14 protein-coding genes are annotated in these 14,487 nt (G+C 65.6%); 7 read left to right on the top strand and 7 right to left on the bottom strand.

The genetic code is table 11. The features are described 5' to 3' along the window. Positions 1-142: 142 nt before the first annotated feature. The 4 genes from accC to QTI24_RS16460 form a co-directional block, all read right to left on the bottom strand. Complete coding sequence (gene accC, locus QTI24_RS16475) at positions 143-1,492, bottom strand: acetyl-CoA carboxylase biotin carboxylase subunit (RefSeq protein WP_286601824.1); 1,350 nt, start codon at positions 1,490-1,492, stop codon at positions 143-145. Positions 1,493-1,494: 2 nt separating this feature from the next. Then, positions 1,495-1,956, bottom strand: a complete 462-nt coding sequence (gene accB / locus QTI24_RS16470; RefSeq protein WP_286601823.1) for an acetyl-CoA carboxylase biotin carboxyl carrier protein — start codon at positions 1,954-1,956, stop codon at positions 1,495-1,497. A 109-nt stretch (positions 1,957-2,065) separates the two neighbouring features. After that, positions 2,066-2,599 carry a TlpA family protein disulfide reductase gene (locus QTI24_RS16465; RefSeq protein ID WP_286601821.1) on the bottom strand — a complete coding sequence of 178 codons (534 nt, stop codon included), beginning with the start codon at positions 2,597-2,599 and terminating at the stop codon, positions 2,066-2,068. Beyond that, positions 2,596-3,189 carry a hypothetical protein gene (locus tag QTI24_RS16460; protein WP_286601820.1) on the bottom strand — a complete coding sequence of 198 codons (594 nt, stop codon included), beginning with the start codon at positions 3,187-3,189 and terminating at the stop codon, positions 2,596-2,598. Before QTI24_RS16460 ends, QTI24_RS16465 begins: the two co-directional genes overlap by 4 nt. Before the next feature lie 67 nt (positions 3,190-3,256). Between QTI24_RS16460 and mpl the strand changes: the two genes are divergently transcribed. Next, complete coding sequence (gene mpl / locus QTI24_RS16455) at positions 3,257-4,705, top strand: UDP-N-acetylmuramate:L-alanyl-gamma-D-glutamyl-meso-diaminopimelate ligase (protein WP_286601818.1); 1,449 nt, start codon at positions 3,257-3,259, stop codon at positions 4,703-4,705. After that, on the top strand, positions 4,702-5,214 hold the full coding sequence (locus tag QTI24_RS16450; RefSeq protein ID WP_286601817.1) for a cupin domain-containing protein: 513 nt from the start codon (positions 4,702-4,704) through the stop codon (positions 5,212-5,214). Before mpl ends, QTI24_RS16450 begins: the two co-directional genes overlap by 4 nt. A gap of 18 nt (positions 5,215-5,232) precedes the next feature. On the opposite strand, the gene QTI24_RS16445 is transcribed toward QTI24_RS16450, so the two are convergent. The 3 genes from QTI24_RS16445 to rodA all read right to left on the bottom strand — a co-directional run bounded on the left by QTI24_RS16445 (position 5,233) and on the right by rodA (position 9,202). Further along, a complete protein-coding gene (locus QTI24_RS16445; RefSeq protein ID WP_286601816.1) occupies positions 5,233-6,351 on the bottom strand; it encodes a 3-deoxy-7-phosphoheptulonate synthase in 1,119 nt (372 codons plus the stop codon). Between the two features lie 202 nt (positions 6,352-6,553). Beyond that, complete coding sequence (gene tldD / locus QTI24_RS16440; RefSeq protein WP_286601814.1) at positions 6,554-8,014, bottom strand: metalloprotease TldD; 1,461 nt, start codon at positions 8,012-8,014, stop codon at positions 6,554-6,556. A 33-nt stretch (positions 8,015-8,047) separates the two neighbouring features. Continuing rightward, positions 8,048-9,202 carry a rod shape-determining protein RodA gene (gene rodA, locus QTI24_RS16435; RefSeq protein ID WP_286601812.1) on the bottom strand — a complete coding sequence of 385 codons (1,155 nt, stop codon included), beginning with the start codon at positions 9,200-9,202 and terminating at the stop codon, positions 8,048-8,050. 94 nt (positions 9,203-9,296) lie between these two features. Between rodA and QTI24_RS16430 the strand changes: the two genes are divergently transcribed. Genes QTI24_RS16430 through QTI24_RS16410 form a run of 5 tightly spaced genes read left to right on the top strand, consistent with a single transcriptional unit; the run spans position 9,297 to position 14,474 of the window. Next, positions 9,297-9,887 (top strand): YqiA/YcfP family alpha/beta fold hydrolase, encoded by a 591-nt coding sequence (locus QTI24_RS16430; protein ID WP_286601810.1) that lies wholly within the window; start codon positions 9,297-9,299, stop codon positions 9,885-9,887. A 50-nt stretch (positions 9,888-9,937) separates the two neighbouring features. Further along, positions 9,938-11,998: a ribonuclease catalytic domain-containing protein gene (locus QTI24_RS16425; protein WP_286601808.1), complete on the top strand. Its 2,061-nt coding sequence runs from the start codon at positions 9,938-9,940 to the stop codon at positions 11,996-11,998. Between the two features lie 19 nt (positions 11,999-12,017). Beyond that, complete coding sequence (locus QTI24_RS16420) at positions 12,018-12,875, top strand: energy transducer TonB (RefSeq protein ID WP_286601807.1); 858 nt, start codon at positions 12,018-12,020, stop codon at positions 12,873-12,875. A gap of 10 nt (positions 12,876-12,885) precedes the next feature. Further along, a complete protein-coding gene (aroE, locus tag QTI24_RS16415; protein WP_286601805.1) occupies positions 12,886-13,728 on the top strand; it encodes a shikimate dehydrogenase in 843 nt (280 codons plus the stop codon). Beyond that, on the top strand, positions 13,725-14,474 hold the full coding sequence (locus QTI24_RS16410; RefSeq protein ID WP_286601804.1) for a transglycosylase domain-containing protein: 750 nt from the start codon (positions 13,725-13,727) through the stop codon (positions 14,472-14,474). The genes aroE and QTI24_RS16410 overlap by 4 nt, the downstream gene beginning before the upstream one ends. Positions 14,475-14,487: the final 13 nt, after the last annotated feature.

Here is a 14,487-nt window from a genome sequence, read left to right as displayed (position 1 = left end):
TCCCTCTCAATGGCAATGCCCCCGGCAAGCGAAGCGAAGCCCGTTCGTAAAACACCGCGGAACCGGCTTTGCCGGGCCGCAGGTGTTGCCCCCGGAGAGGGGGTAGGCGCAGCGACACGAAGTGCGCGCAGCCTGGGGGAGTTCAACGCTTATGTGCAGCCAGCCACTCTTCCAGGTAGTGGATGTTGGTTCCACCGCCCATGAACTTGGCATCGACCATCAGTTCGCGATGCAACGGCATGTTGGTCTGAATGCCTTCGACCACCGTCTCGTTCAGCGCCGTGCGCATGCGCGCCAGCGCCTGCTCGCGGGTGTCGCCGTGAACGATGATTTTGCCGATCATGGAGTCGTAGTTGGGCGGCACGAAGTAGTTGGTGTAGATGTGCGAATCCACGCGCACGCCCGGTCCGCCCGGCGGGTGCCACATCGTGATGCGGCCCGGCGACGGCGTGAACTTGTAGGGATCCTCGGCGTTGATGCGGCACTCGATCGCATGACCCCGCATCTCGATCTGACGCTGGGTGAAGGGCAGCTTTTCGCCTGCCGCCACCATGATCTGCGTCTTCACGATGTCGATGCCGGTGGTGAACTCCGTGACCGGATGCTCCACCTGCACGCGCGTGTTCATCTCGATGAAATAGAACTCGCCGTTCTCATAGAGGAACTCGAAGGTGCCGGCACCGCGGTAGCCGAGCTTCTTGCACGCCGCCGCGCAGCGCTCGCCGATCTTCTCGATGAGCTTGCGCGGAACGCCCGGTGCCGGCGATTCCTCGATCACCTTCTGGTGACGTCGCTGCATCGAACAGTCGCGCTCGCCCAGGTAGACGGCGTTCTTGTGCTTGTCGGCGAGGATCTGGATCTCGATGTGGCGCGGGTCCTGGAGGAACTTCTCCATGTAGACGGCCGGATTGTTGAAAGCCGCGCCCGCCTCCGCCTTGGTCATCTGGATGGCATTGACCAGCGCAGCCTCGGTGTGGACCACGCGCATGCCGCGTCCACCACCGCCGCCCGCCGCCTTGATGATGACGGGATAGCCGATCGCCCGTGCGATGCGCTTGTTGGTGGCAGCGTCGTCCGAGAGTTCGCCCTCTGAGCCCGGCACGCAAGGCACGCCCGCCTTGATCATGGCCTGCTTGGCCGACACCTTGTCGCCCATGATGCGGATCGATTCGGGCGTCGGGCCGATGAACTGGAAGCCGCTCTGCTCCACTCGTTCGGCGAAGTTAGCGTTCTCGCTCAGGAAGCCGTAGCCCGGATGGATGGCTTCCGAGTCCGTCACCTCGGCGGCCGAGATGATCGCCGGCATATTGAGGTAGCTCTGCGATGAAGGCGCGGGACCGATGCACACGGCCTCCTCCGCCAGCTTGACGTATTTCGCCTCGCGGTCGGCCTCGGAATAGACCATCACGGCCTTGATGCCGAGCTCACTGCAAGCGCGCTGAATTCTTAAGGCAATCTCACCACGATTGGCGACCAGTATCTTCTTGAACATGGTCACTCGATGATGAACAGCGGCTGTCCGTATTCGACCGCCTGGCCGTTCTCGGCGAGGATCTGTGTGACGGTGCCGGACTTGTCGGCCTCGATTTCGTTGAGGATCTTCATCGCCTCGATGATGCACACGGTGTCGCCTTCCTTGACCTGGCTGCCAATCTCGGCGAATGCAGGGGCCCCAGGGCTGGACGAGCGATAGAAGGTGCCCACCATGGGCGACTTGATGGCATGGCCGGTGGAAGCAGCTTCGGCCGGCGCGGCCGCAGGGGCCCCGGCAGCGGCAGGAGCCGGTGCGATGGCAGGGCCTGTGGCTGGCGTCGCCACCGCCTGGACATACTGGACCGGTGCGGCCACGCCACCCTTGACGATGCGGACCTTGCCTTCGGCTTCAGTGATTTCCAGCTCGGAGATGTTCGATTCAGACACCAAGTCGATCAGTGTCTTGAGCTTGCGTAGATCCATGGGACTCCAGCGTATGCCGGTTATTAGAAGGTAACTCGCCTGAAGATCGGCTTATTTCGGCGTTTCAACGCCAACTGCGCGATTTGTGGGGCTGGATTCTAGCCGTGAACTATGCCCGCCGCCACGACTGCAGGTCGCCGGCGTCAAGCTTGCCCATTTTACGCGCCGCCACGGAACCGCCTCCGTCGATGAACAGCGTGAAGGGCAAGCCGCCTGCAGTATTGCCGAGTTGCTTGACGAGTTCGGTGCCTTGCATGCCTGCCAAGCCGATGGGATAACTCACTGGCGTCTTGGCCAGAAACTTCCGCACCGCACTGGGCTGATCGATGGCCAACCCGACGACTTGCCAACCGTTGGCAGCATTTTCACGGAAGAAGGCGTCGATCATCGGCATCTCTTCCACACAAGGCGGGCACCATGTGGCCCAGAAGTTGATGATCAGCGGCCTGCCACGCAAGGCATTGAACGCGACCTCGCCGCCCTCTGGGCGCTCAAAGCGCTGCGACCAGAACCCCTCGACGAGGCGCCCACCCCCCCCTTGCGGAGCGCGGCTTCGCCAAAAGGCGCCGCCCGCCCCGGCCAGCGCCGCGACTCCGGCGACGCTAGCGTAAAGCCAGGCACGACGCGTTGACCTGATAGTCATCCACTGTCCTTTTCGATCAGCCGCCGGAGTGCGGCCAGATTGCCTCTCGGCACACGACCCTGAGCGTCGTGCTTGAGCGCTCCCCTCAGATCGTCCAGGTCATAGACCAACAGGTGCACGCCGATTTCCTCGCCCAGCGCACGGCTAGTCGCATGCACGCTCAACGCCTCAACCTGCTCGCCGTGAAAACCGGTGACCATGCGCGGCTCATAGTCCACGTGGTGGTCGATGAGCGCGATTTCGGCCGACTTCGAGTCGTCGCAGAAGAGCTGGATATAGATATCTGACAAGCGCGTGGCCGTGCCATGCCACACCGCACCCCCCACATGGGGCCGGAACTGCGCCATCCGCTCCATCCATTCCAGCGCCAGTACGCGCAGTGCGTGCAGTTCCTTGGGCTGGGTATCGGCGCAATAAAGCTGGACGTAGTCGCGGACCTCAGCCTCGACCTCGTCGTTGTTCGGCAGTGCGGTACGCACGGGCAGGCCCAGGTCGCGCAGCGCTCGGCGCTTCGCGGGCCCGTACTCCAGGCCTTCCTCGACGACGAGGCGGGCCGCAGCGGCGGCGATTTCCTGCTTGGACATGTCCATCGGTTCATTTTGCCCGCAGTACGCCCCTCGCAAAAGGCCGGATCACTTGCGTCCCTAGAATCGCCGGATGCACATTCACATTCTCGGCATCTGCGGGACTTTCATGGGCGGCGTCGCGGCACTGGCGCGCGAAGCCGGCCACCGGGTCACTGGCTGCGACGCCGGCGTCTACCCGCCGATGAGCGATCAGCTGAGGGCGCTCGGCATCGACCTGATCGAAGGTTTCGACGCCGATCAGTTGGCCTTGAAGCCGGATGTCTTCGTGGTCGGCAACGTGGTGTCACGGGTCCGGCTGGCCGATGGCACGCCCAAGTTTCCGTTGATGGAAGCCATCCTCGATGCGGGCGCAAGCTACACCAGCGGTCCGCAGTGGCTGGCCGAGCACGTACTGCGGGGCCGCCACGTGCTGGCCGTGGCCGGCACGCACGGCAAGACGACCACGACATCCATGCTGGCCTGGATCCTGGAGCGTGCAGGATTGGCGCCCGGATTCCTGGTGGGCGGCGTGCCATTGGATTTCGGCGTCTCGGCCCGTCTGGGGCGCGGCACGAGCGCCCCCTCGGGGGGCAGCGACGACACGATGTGCCGGAGCGTGAGGGCGACATTCGTGATCGAAGCCGACGAATACGACACGGCCTTCTTCGACAAGCGCAGCAAGTTCGTTCATTACGGGCCGCGCACCGCGATCTTGAACAACCTGGAGTTCGACCACGCGGACATCTTCGATGATCTGGCGGCGATCGAGCGGCAATTCCATCACCTCGTGCGTACCGTGCCGGGCACGGGGCGCGTGGTCGTCAATGCCACGGAAGACAGCCTGCAGCGCGTGCTGGCGCAGGGCTGCTGGAGCGAACTCGCCCGTTTCGGTGCCGGTGGCGAGTGGCAGGCACGGGGCTCGCACGACACCTTCGACGTGCTTCGCCACGGCGAGCGCGTCGGCCGGGTCGAATGGGCGCTTTCCGGCTTGCACAACCAGATGAACGCGCTCGCTGCGATCGCGGCGGCCGAGCATGTGGGCGTCGCGCCCGCCGCTGCGGCCGACGCGCTCGGCAGCTTCCGCAACGTGCGCCGTCGCATGGAACTGCGCGGAACGGTGAACCGCGAGCAAGGCGCGATCAGCGTCTATGACGATTTCGCGCACCACCCGACCGCAATCCGCACGACGCTCGACGGCCTGCGGCAGAAGCTCGATGCCGAAGACAGGAAAAGTGAGCGCATCCTTGCGGCCTTCGAGCCGCGCAGCAATACGATGAAGCTGGGCACCATGACGGCGCAGTTGCCCTGGAGCCTGGAGGCGGCCGACCTTTCGTTTTGTCACAGCGGCGGGCTGGACTGGGACGCCTCGGCCGCGCTCGCACCGATGGGCGCGCGCGCTCGAGTCGCAGGCAACATCGAAACGCTGGTCGCCCAGATCATTGCAGCCACGCGGCCCGGAGATCACATCGTCTGCATGAGCAACGGTGGTTTCGGCGGCGTGCACGAAAGGCTCCTTTCCGCGCTGAACGCGACAAAATGAGCCCCATGCGCGCGAAGCAACTCATCGAGACCCTTCAATTGCAGCCCCATCCCGAGGGCGGATGGTTCCGTGAGATGTTTCGCTCTTCCAAGCAGGTGATGCCCGCCGACGGCCGACCGGCGCGCGATGCGCTCACCACCATCTACTTCCTGCTGGAAGCGCACCAGCATTCGCGCTGGCACCGGGTGCAGTCCGACGAGGTGTGGATTCATCTCGAAGGCGCCCCGCTTGCGCTCTGGATCAGCGATGCGGCACTTCGCACCGCGCCGGCCCATGTGCGGCTGGGGCCGGTCGATGTGCACGGCATGCGACCCCAGCACACGGTGCCGGCCGGCCAATGGCAGGCGGCCCGTCCCATCGTTGTGCCACAGGCGCCCGACGACTACACGCTGATGAGCTGCACCGTCGGCCCCGGCTTCGACTTCAACGACTTCTCGTTCATGAGGCCCGACGGCGACGAAGCCGGACTGCTGCGCCACCACTGGCCCGATCTCGCCACGCTGATCTGACCAGCGCCGCGCAGTGGTTCAGCCACGGCGCTGCTTGACGGCCTGCGACAGCACGTCCAGCACCTGTGTCGAATCGTCCCAGCCCAGGCAGGCGTCGGTGATGCTCTTGCCGTATTCGAGGCCGGCGATCGGGTCCTTGCCGGGCGTGAACTTCTGGGCGCCGGCCGTCAGGTGGCTTTCGACCATCAGCCCGAACACGCTGCGGCTGCCGCCCGCGATCTGCGAGGCGATGTCCTTGGCCACATCGATCTGCTTCTGGTGCTGCTTGCTGCTGTTCGCGTGGCTGCAGTCGACCATGAGAGTCTGCGGCAGCTTGGCGGCTTCCAGGTCCTTGCAGGCGGCCGCGACGCTGGCCGCGTCGTAGTTGGGCGCCTTGCCGCCGCGCAGGATCACGTGGCAGTCCTTGTTGCCGTTGGTCTGCACGATCGCGACCTGGCCGTTCTTGTGCACCGAGAGGAAGTGATGCCCGCGCGCGGCCGCCTGGATGGCGTCGGTCGCAATGCGGATGTTGCCGTCCGTGCCGTTCTTGAAGCCGATCGGTGCTGACAGGCCCGAGGCCAGCTCGCGATGCACCTGGCTTTCCGTGGTGCGTGCGCCGATCGCGCCCCAGGAGATCAGATCGCCGATGTATTGCGGCGAGATCACGTCGAGGAACTCGCTGCCTGCCGGAAGGCCCATCCGGTTGATGTCGATGAGCAATTGGCGCGCGATGCGCAGTCCCTCGTCGATGCGGAAGCTCTCGTCGAGGTACGGGTCGTTGATCAGCCCTTTCCAACCCACCGTGGTGCGCGGCTTCTCGAAGTACACGCGCATCACGATTTCCAGCGTGCCGGCGTACTTCTCGCGCTCGGCTTTCAGGCGCCGGGCGTATTCGAGTGCCGCGGCCGGGTCATGGATGGAGCACGGGCCCATCACGACCAGCAGCCGATCGTCCTTGCCATGCATGATGTTGTGGATTGACCGGCGGGTGCCGGTGATCAGCGACTCCACCGGCGTGCCCCGGATCGGGAAGAAGCGAATCAGATGTTCGGGAGGAGGCAACACAGTGATGTCCTTGATGCGTTCGTCGTCGGTTCGGCTGGTCTTTTCGACGTTCGCATACCAGGTGTCGCTGGCCGGGGCGGCTTTCGTGCTCATGTGTCGGTCCTTTTCGGGTGTCTTGATTTCGTGAGGCAATAAAAAAACCGCCGGGGCTTTTGGCACCGGCGGTTTTGGGAGGTTCTGCTGTCTGCTGCTTTTATGCGCGCGCCTCTCGTCCGCCGGAAACCGGGAACCAAAAGTAGGCAAAGTAATAAGCGCGTGCGGCGGACATAAGTCGCGAATGTAGCACAGGAGAGGCTCAGGCAGTGCCACCGACGGTGAGGCCGTCGATTCGCAGAGTTGGCTGGCCGACGCCTACCGGCACGCTCTGGCCTTCCTTGCCGCAGGTGCCGACGCCCGAATCGAGCGCCATGTCGTTGCCGATCATCGTGACGCGCGTGAGCGCATCCGGACCATTTCCCACGAGCGTGGCGCCCTTCACCGGATACTGGATCTTGCCGTTCTCGACCCAATAGGCCTCGCTCGCCGAGAACACGAACTTGCCGCTCGTGATGTCGACCTGGCCGCCGCCGAAGTTGGTGGCGTAGAGGCCCTTCTTGATACTTGCCACGATTTCTTGCGGCACGCGGTCCCCGCCCAGCATGTAGGTGTTGGTCATGCGCGGCATCGGCGCGTGGGCATAGCTTTCGCGCCGGCCGTTGCCGGTCGCCTTGGTCTTCATGAGCCGCGCATTGAGCGAATCCTGTATGTAGCCCTTCAGGATGCCGTCCTCGATGAGCACGTTGCGCTGCGTCGCGTTGCCTTCGTCGTCGACGTTGAGCGAGCCGCGGCGATCCGCGATGGTCCCGTCGTCGAGCACCGTCACGCCCTTGGCAGCCACTCGTTCACCGATGCGGCCCGAGAACGCGCTCGAGCCCTTGCGGTTGAAGTCGCCTTCGAGCCCGTGGCCGATGGCTTCATGCAACAGGATGCCAGGCCAGCCCGGGCCGAGCACGACCGTCATTTCGCCGGCAGGGGCCGGGCGCGAATCCAGGTTGACGAGTGCCGACTTGACAGCCTGGTCCACGTATTCGGCGATGTGCTCGTCGTCGAAGTAGGCGAGCCCGAAGCGCCCGCCGCCACCGCCCGAACCCACCTCGCGGCGACCGTTCTGCTCGGCGATCACGGTGACCGACAAGCGCACCAGCGGCCGCACGTCGGCGGCCAGCGTGCCATCGGCGCGCGCGACCAGCACCACGTCGTATTCGCTCGCGAGGCCGGCCATGACTTGCGCAACCCGCGGATCACGGGAGCGGGCGAGCTTTTCGACCTTTTCGAGAAGTTGGACCTTCGCCGTGCTGTCGAGCGTGGAGATCGGGTCGACTGCGCCGTAGAGCGAGCGGCTGGATGCGATCCGGCGTGCCGGCGCCTTGACCCGCGCCGTGCGTCCCGCGGCAGAAATAGTGCGGACCGTGCGCGCGGCGTCTAGCAGCGAGGCCTCGGAAATGTCGTCCGAGTATGCGAACGCCGTCTTTTCACCGCTGACCGCCCGCACACCAACGCCCTGGTCGATGCTGAAGCTGCCTGTCTTGACGATGCCCTCTTCCAGGCTCCAGCCCTCGCTGCGCGTGTACTGGAAATAGAGGTCGGCGTCGTCCACCTTGTGCGCGGTGATCTCGGCGAGCGCACGCGAGAGGTGCGTTTCGTCAAGACCGAAGGGCGTGAGCAGAAGTTGCTGCGCCGTGGCGAGGCGCTCGATGGTGGGTTCGCGGGAGATCATCGAGGCATTCTAGGAGGGGAATGCCGCAAGCTGTCAGCTCTGCATCAATCGCTTGGCGCGAGATATGGACATCAGAATGCCCAGCCCCAATCCCAGCGTGACCATCGCGGTGCCGCCATAGCTGATGAAGGGCAGCGGCACCCCCACCACCGGCAGGATGCCGCTCACCATGCCCATGTTCACGAAGGCATAGGTGAAGAAGATCATGGTGACCGCCCCGGCCAGCAGGCGCGAGAACAGCGTCGGCGCATCCAGCGCGATCGCGAGGCCGCGGAAGATCAGGAAGATGAAGGCCGCGATCAGGGCCAGATTGCCGGCCAGGCCGAACTCTTCGGAGTAGGCCGCGAAGATGAAGTCGGTGGTGCGCTCGGGAATGAATTCCAGGTGCGTCTGCGTGCCCTGCATGAAGCCCTTGCCGCCGACGCCGCCGGAGCCGATGGCGATCATCCCCTGGATGATGTGGAATCCCTTGCCGAGCGGATCCTTGGTCGGGTCCAGCAGCGTGCAGACACGCTGCTTCTGGTAGTCATGCAGGATCCGCCAGTCGAATCCGTCCGCACACAGCTGGGATTCGAAGCTCACGATGAGCGTCACCGCCACGATGCCGATCAGCACCGGCGGCACGATCAGCTTCCACGACAGTCCTGCAAAGAAAATCACGGAAAGTCCCGTGGCCAGCACGAGCAGCGCGGTGCCTAGGTCGGGCTGCTTCATGATCAGGCCGACGGGCACGGCCAGCAGGACCGTGGCGACCACGAAATCCAGCGCGCGCAGCTGGCCTTCGCGCCGCTGGAACCACCACGCCAGCATCAGCGGCATCGCGATCTTGAGGATTTCGCTGGGCTGAATGACCACGCCCACGTTGATCCAGCGCTGGGCGCCCTTCTTGGTGATGCCGAAGAGCGCCACGGCTACCAGCAGACCCACGCCCACCGTGTAGATCGGGACTGCAAAAAACATCAGGCGCTGCGGCGGCACCTGGGCGACCACGAACATGATGAAGCCGGCCAGGAGCATGTTGCGGCCATGGTCCATGAAACGCGTGCCGTGGTCATAGCCCGACGAATACATCGTCATCATCCCGGCGAACGCCAGGAGCAGGACGGCAAAAGCGAGGAAGCCGTCGTAACCCTGGAACACGGGCAACAGGCGTCGCGCGAGCGAGGGTTGATGAAAAACGGCTGACATAGGGGAGCGAATATTGGGGAGCGAATTATCGCGCCCCGCGCACCCGGGAGAGGCTCCGAGGGCAATTTCGGCCGGAGTGCCCATAATGCGCGCCATGTCGCGAACCACCCACCTGCTCTACCTGCATGGCTTTCGCTCCTCGCCCCGCTCGACCAAGGCGTCGCTCATGGCCCAGCGCGTCGCCCGCGAGCACCCCAACCTGCGATGGTGGTGCCCCCAGCTGCCGCCATCCCCACGGGAGGCCATCGACCTCGTGATGCGGGGCATCGCCGACTGGCCGCGAAGTTCGATGGCCGTCGTCGGATCCTCCCTGGGCGGCTTCTATGCCACTTATGTCACCAGCACGACCCACTGCCGCGCGGTGCTGCTGAACCCCGCGGTCCACCCTGCCCGCGACCTGGTTCGCCAGATCGGCGACCAGACGCTCTGGCACAACCCCGCGGAGCATTTCCATTTCCGGCCCGAATACATCGGGGAGCTGCGCACGCTCGACGTTGGCCCGCTGGCGCGGCCCGACCAGGTCTTCGCCATCATCGCCAAGGGCGACGAAGTGCTCGACTGGCGTGAAATGACCGACCGCTATCCGGGAAGCCGGATCGAGCTGCTCGAAGGCAGCGACCACGCACTGTCGGATTTCGAAGAGCGCCACCTCGACGACGTGCTGGCCTTCATCGACCCCGTCTGAGGGTCTGCGAGCAGCCGGGATGCGCTGCAGCGCATGGGACAATCCGCGCCATGTTTGTATTGTTCGAAGAAGCCGGCAAGTACCTCGGTGGCCGCATCCTGTCGGAGGCCGAGGCCTCGGCGCAGGTCGAGCTCGAGACCGGCAAGCGCGTCAAGGTCAAAGGCGCCAACATCGTCCTGCGCTTCGAGAAGCCGGCCCCGCCCGAACTGCTGGCGGAAGCGCGCGCAATGGCGGCCACGGTCGATCTCGACCTGGCCTGGGAGTTCGCGCCCGAGGGTGAATTCAGCTTCGGCGAACTTGCCACCGAATATTTCCAGGCCCAGCCGAGTCTCGTGCAGCAGGCCGCGGCGCTGCTGGCGCTGTTCGAGGCGCCACATTACTTCCGCCGCGCCGGCAAGGGTCGCTTCAAGAAAGCGCCAGCCGAGATCGTCCAGCAGGCGCTGGCCGCCATCGAGAAGAAGAAGGCCGTGCAGGCGCAGATCGCCGAGTGGTCGACCCAACTGGCCGCCGGCGAGTGCCCGGCGCCGGTGCGCGAGCAGCTTTTCAAGATCCTCTTTCGGCCCGACAAGAACGCGCCGGAATACAAGGCCGTCGTCGAAGCCTCCCGCGCCACGCAGCGTGCGCCGCTCGACCTGCTGAAGCGTGCCGGCGCCATCGACTCGTCCTACCAGTTCCACTGGCGCCGCTTCCTGTTCGAGAACTTCCCGAAGGGCACCGGCTTTCCGACGCTCAGCGCCCCCGTCATCGCTGATGACCTGCCGCTGGCCGACGTGCAGGCCTTTTCCGTCGACGATTCGCAGACCACCGAAATCGACGATGCGTTGTCGGTTCGGGGCATCGGCACCGGGACGGTGGTCGTCGGCATCCACATCGCCGCCCCGGGTCTCGCGCTGGTGCCGGGCAGCCCGATCGACCAGGTGGCGCGTGCGCGCATGTCGACGGTCTACATGCCCGGCCACAAGATCACGATGCTGCCCGACCACGTGGTCGAGGCGTACACCCTGCAGGAAGGTCGCGACTGTCCGGCCGTCTCCATCTACGCGACCTTCGACGAAACCTCGCTCGCCCTGAAGGGCACCGAAACGAAACTCGAACGCGTGCCGATCGTCGCCAACCTGCGGCACGACCAGCTCGACAGCGTCGTCACGCAGGAGTGGCTCGAGGACGCATCGGTCAACGCCGACAGCACGCCGGAGGTCGCCCAGCGCGTGCGCGAACCGCTGTCCTTCCTGTTCCGGCTGGCGAAGCAACTGAAGGCGCAGCGCGAAGTGGTGCGCGGCAAGCCGGAGAGCTTCAACCGCCCCGACTACAACTTCCGACTCGTCGGCAATGATGGCGAGCCCACCGGCAACGAGCAAGTGCGGATCACCACCCGCCAGCGTGGCGCGCCGCTCGACCTGATCGTCTCCGAAGCGATGATCCTGGCGAACAGCAGCTGGGGCGGCTGGCTCGGCGAACTCGGCGTGCCCGGCCTCTACCGCAGCCAGGCCAGCCTCGCGCCGGGCATCAAGGTGCGGATGGGCACACGTGCCTTGCCGCACGCCGGCCTCGGCGTGAAGAGCTACGCGTGGAGCACTTCGCCCCTGCGTCGCTACACCGATCTCGTGAACCAGTGGCAGATCATCGCGGCGGCGCGCCACGGCAAGACCGCTGCGCTGGCGGCGCCGTTCAAGCCGAAGGATGCGGATTTGTTCTCGATCCTCTCGGGCTTCGATGCGGCCTACAGCACCTACAACGCGCACCAGGGCGGCATGGAGCGCTTCTGGACGCTCAAGTATTTGCAGCAGCAGGGCATCACCGAACTCGACGCGACCTTGGTCAAGGACGTGCCGAACGGCGCGCTGGTGCGGGCCGACACACTCCCGCTGGTGTTCCAGGTCACGGGGACACAAGGCCTGCTGCGAGGCGCGCGCGTGCGCGTCAAGCTTGGCGAGATCGACGAGATCGCGCTCGACGTGCACGGCACCGTGATCGAACGCCTCGATGCGGCGCCCACCGAAGCAACGCCAGAGGACGAAGCCGGCGAGGACGAGGAAGAAGTCGCCGGCCCGATCGCCATCGCCGTCGACCTCGCGGACAGCGAGGCTGCACCGGAGAACACACCGGTATGAGCCCTAGGGAGACCGCTCCATGAACCTGCGCGACTTCAGCACGCTGCAGATTGCGCTTGGCCTGTCGGTGGTCGCTCATGCGGCTTTGCTGACGGTGCGCTTCGTCGACCCGGAGTCCTTCAACCGCGTCTTCAAGGAGACGCCGCTGGAGGTCATTCTGGTCAACGCCAAGACCAACGAACGCCCCGACAAGGCGAAAGCCATCGCCCAGGCATCTCTGGCCGGCGGCGGCGATCTCGACAAGGGACGCGCCACCAGTCCGCTGCCGCCCTCCACCTTCACGGCCGTCGGCGACGCGATGGAAGAACAGCAGCGACAGGTCGAGGCGATGCAGCAGCAACAGATGCTGCTGCTGGCCCAGATCAAGCAGGAGCTCGCATCGATGCCGGTGCCCGACCCGCGCAGCCAGGGCAACCCGAGCGATTCCGCCGCGCGCGAGGAGAAGCGCCGCCAGCTCGTCAACCTGCTCGCCGAGATCGAGCGCCGCGTCAACGAAGAAAACGCCCGACCCAAGAAGCGCTACATCAGCCCGGCCACGCGCGAAGCGGCCTATGCGGCGTACGTCGATGCGCTGCGCCGGAAGATCGAGGTGCGCGGCACCGAGAACTTCCCCGAGGCCGCGGGCAAGAAGATGTACGGAGAGCTCACCATGATGGTGACCGTCAACCACGATGGCTCGATCCTCGCCACCGACGTCGTCGAAAGCTCGGGCAACCGATTGCTGGACCGGCGCGCGCAGGCGATCGTGCGCAGCGTCGGCAGCTTCGGCAAGTTCACCGATGCGATGCGCCGGCAGACTGACCAGATCGTGCTGCCCTCGCGCTTCAAGTTCACCCACGACGAGACGCTCGAGACGCAGCTTTCGTCCAGACAATGATCGAGACGCCATGGACCTGTACTGCGTGATGGGCAATCCGGTCGAGCACAGCCGCTCACCCTGGATTCATGCGCGCTTCGCCGAGCTGACCGGTCAGGCGCTGAGCTACGGTCGTCGCCTTGCGCCGATCGGCGGATTCGCCGATGCCGTGGCGGCGTTTCGCGCCGACCCATCGGGCACGGCGCGCGGCTGCAACGTCACTGTGCCCTTCAAGTTCGATGCGGCGGCGCTTGCGCAGCACCTGACGCCGCGCGCCACCCTCGCGCACGCCGTCAACGTGCTGAGCTTTCGCGGGGACGGCATCCACGGCGACAACAGCGACGGCATCGGGCTGGTCAACGACATCGCATTGCACGCGGGCGTGGCGATCAGGGGCAGCGAGCTGCTGCTGCTCGGCGCAGGCGGTGCCGCCGCGGGCGTACTCGGTCCCCTGCTGGAGGCCGGGCCGCGCCGCGTCGTGGTCGCCAACCGCACCCTCGCCAAGGCCATTGCGCTGGTTCAGCGCCACGCCGCACTCGCGCTGCAGCACCACGTCGCACTCGAAGCGCAGGAACTGCGCGCCGTGCCCGGCACCTTCGACGTGGTGGTCAATGCCACGGCGTCGAGCCTGGCTGGCGGCGAGGTGCCGGTCGACGGCAGCGTGCTGAAGCCCGGTGCACTTGCGATCGACATGATGTACGGCCCCGCGGCGGCCGGCTTCATGGCGTGGGCCGGCGCGCACGGCGCCCTGCCGCGCGACGGACTCGGCATGCTGGTCGAGCAAGCGGCCGAAGCCTTCGAGACCTGGCGCGGCGTCCGGCCGCCCACGGCCACGGTGCTGGCCGAGCTGCGCGCCATCGTCGACGCGAAGTGAAGCCCCTTCTTCGCTGGCTGGGCTGCCTGCTGATCGCGGCCTTCGCGCTCGAGCTCTTCTTCATCCTGCGGATCGCCGCGATGGCGGCCATCGATCCCGAATCCACTGCATTCCAGCGCTCCGAGGCATGGCAGGTCGCCGTCCATGGACGCAGCAACGGCGAGCGCGACTGGAAGCAGCAATGGGTCCCGTATGCGCAGATCTCCGACTCGCTCAAGCGCGCCGTGATCGCCAGCGAGGACGGCGAATTCATCTACCACCAGGGCGTGGAATGGGAAGCCATCGAGCGCGCCCGCCAGCGCAACGCCAAGGCCGAGGAAATCGCCGCCCGGCGCGCCGCCCAGATGCGCGCGCGGGGCAAGGAGCCACGCGCGCCCCAGCTGCGCGGCGGCTCGACCATCACCCAGCAACTGGCCAAGAACCTGCTGCTCTCCGGCGAACGCACGCTGCTTCGCAAAGGCCAGGAGCTGGTGCTCACCATGGCGCTCGAAGTGATGCTGAGCAAGCAGCGCATTCTGGAGATCTACCTCAACAATGTGGAATGGGGCGAAGGCATCTTCGGTGCCGAGGCAGCCGCCCAGCACTACTTCAGGAAGCCTGCTTCCCGGCTCACCGTCAGCGAGGCGGCACGGCTCGCCGTGATGCTGCCCAGTCCGAAATCCTTCGAACGCCGACTGGGCTCCAGCTATCTCGCCAGCCGGTCGGCCACGATCGTGGCGCGGATGCCAGCCGCCGAACTGCCTTAGCTCAACCTATCAT

The sequence above is a fragment of the Variovorax sp. J22P240 genome (assembly GCF_030316855.1).
In the GTDB taxonomy this organism is placed as follows: Bacteria; Pseudomonadota; Gammaproteobacteria; order Burkholderiales; family Burkholderiaceae_C; genus Variovorax.
Note: the sequence above shows the minus strand (reverse complement) of the source record. Positions and strands in the feature narration are given on the sequence as shown.

What these genes read in the sequence shown, in the direction of transcription:
- accC (WP_286601824.1), bottom strand. Translation starts at nt 1,492, where the DNA reads ATGTTCAAGAAGATACTGGTCGCCAATCGTGGTGAGATTGCCTTAAGA.
- accB (WP_286601823.1), bottom strand. Translation starts at nt 1,956, where the DNA reads ATGGATCTACGCAAGCTCAAGACACTGATCGACTTGGTGTCTGAATCG.
- QTI24_RS16465 (WP_286601821.1), bottom strand. Translation starts at nt 2,599, where the DNA reads ATGACTATCAGGTCAACGCGTCGTGCCTGGCTTTACGCTAGCGTCGCC.
- QTI24_RS16460 (WP_286601820.1), bottom strand. Translation starts at nt 3,189, where the DNA reads ATGGACATGTCCAAGCAGGAAATCGCCGCCGCTGCGGCCCGCCTCGTC.
- mpl (WP_286601818.1), top strand. Translation starts at nt 3,257, where the DNA reads ATGCACATTCACATTCTCGGCATCTGCGGGACTTTCATGGGCGGCGTC.
- QTI24_RS16450 (WP_286601817.1), top strand. Translation starts at nt 4,702, where the DNA reads ATGAGCCCCATGCGCGCGAAGCAACTCATCGAGACCCTTCAATTGCAG.
- QTI24_RS16445 (WP_286601816.1), bottom strand. Translation starts at nt 6,351, where the DNA reads ATGAGCACGAAAGCCGCCCCGGCCAGCGACACCTGGTATGCGAACGTC.
- tldD (WP_286601814.1), bottom strand. Translation starts at nt 8,014, where the DNA reads ATGATCTCCCGCGAACCCACCATCGAGCGCCTCGCCACGGCGCAGCAA.
- rodA (WP_286601812.1), bottom strand. Translation starts at nt 9,202, where the DNA reads ATGTCAGCCGTTTTTCATCAACCCTCGCTCGCGCGACGCCTGTTGCCC.
- QTI24_RS16430 (WP_286601810.1), top strand. Translation starts at nt 9,297, where the DNA reads ATGTCGCGAACCACCCACCTGCTCTACCTGCATGGCTTTCGCTCCTCG.
- QTI24_RS16425 (WP_286601808.1), top strand. Translation starts at nt 9,938, where the DNA reads ATGTTTGTATTGTTCGAAGAAGCCGGCAAGTACCTCGGTGGCCGCATC.
- QTI24_RS16420 (WP_286601807.1), top strand. Translation starts at nt 12,018, where the DNA reads ATGAACCTGCGCGACTTCAGCACGCTGCAGATTGCGCTTGGCCTGTCG.
- aroE (WP_286601805.1), top strand. Translation starts at nt 12,886, where the DNA reads ATGGACCTGTACTGCGTGATGGGCAATCCGGTCGAGCACAGCCGCTCA.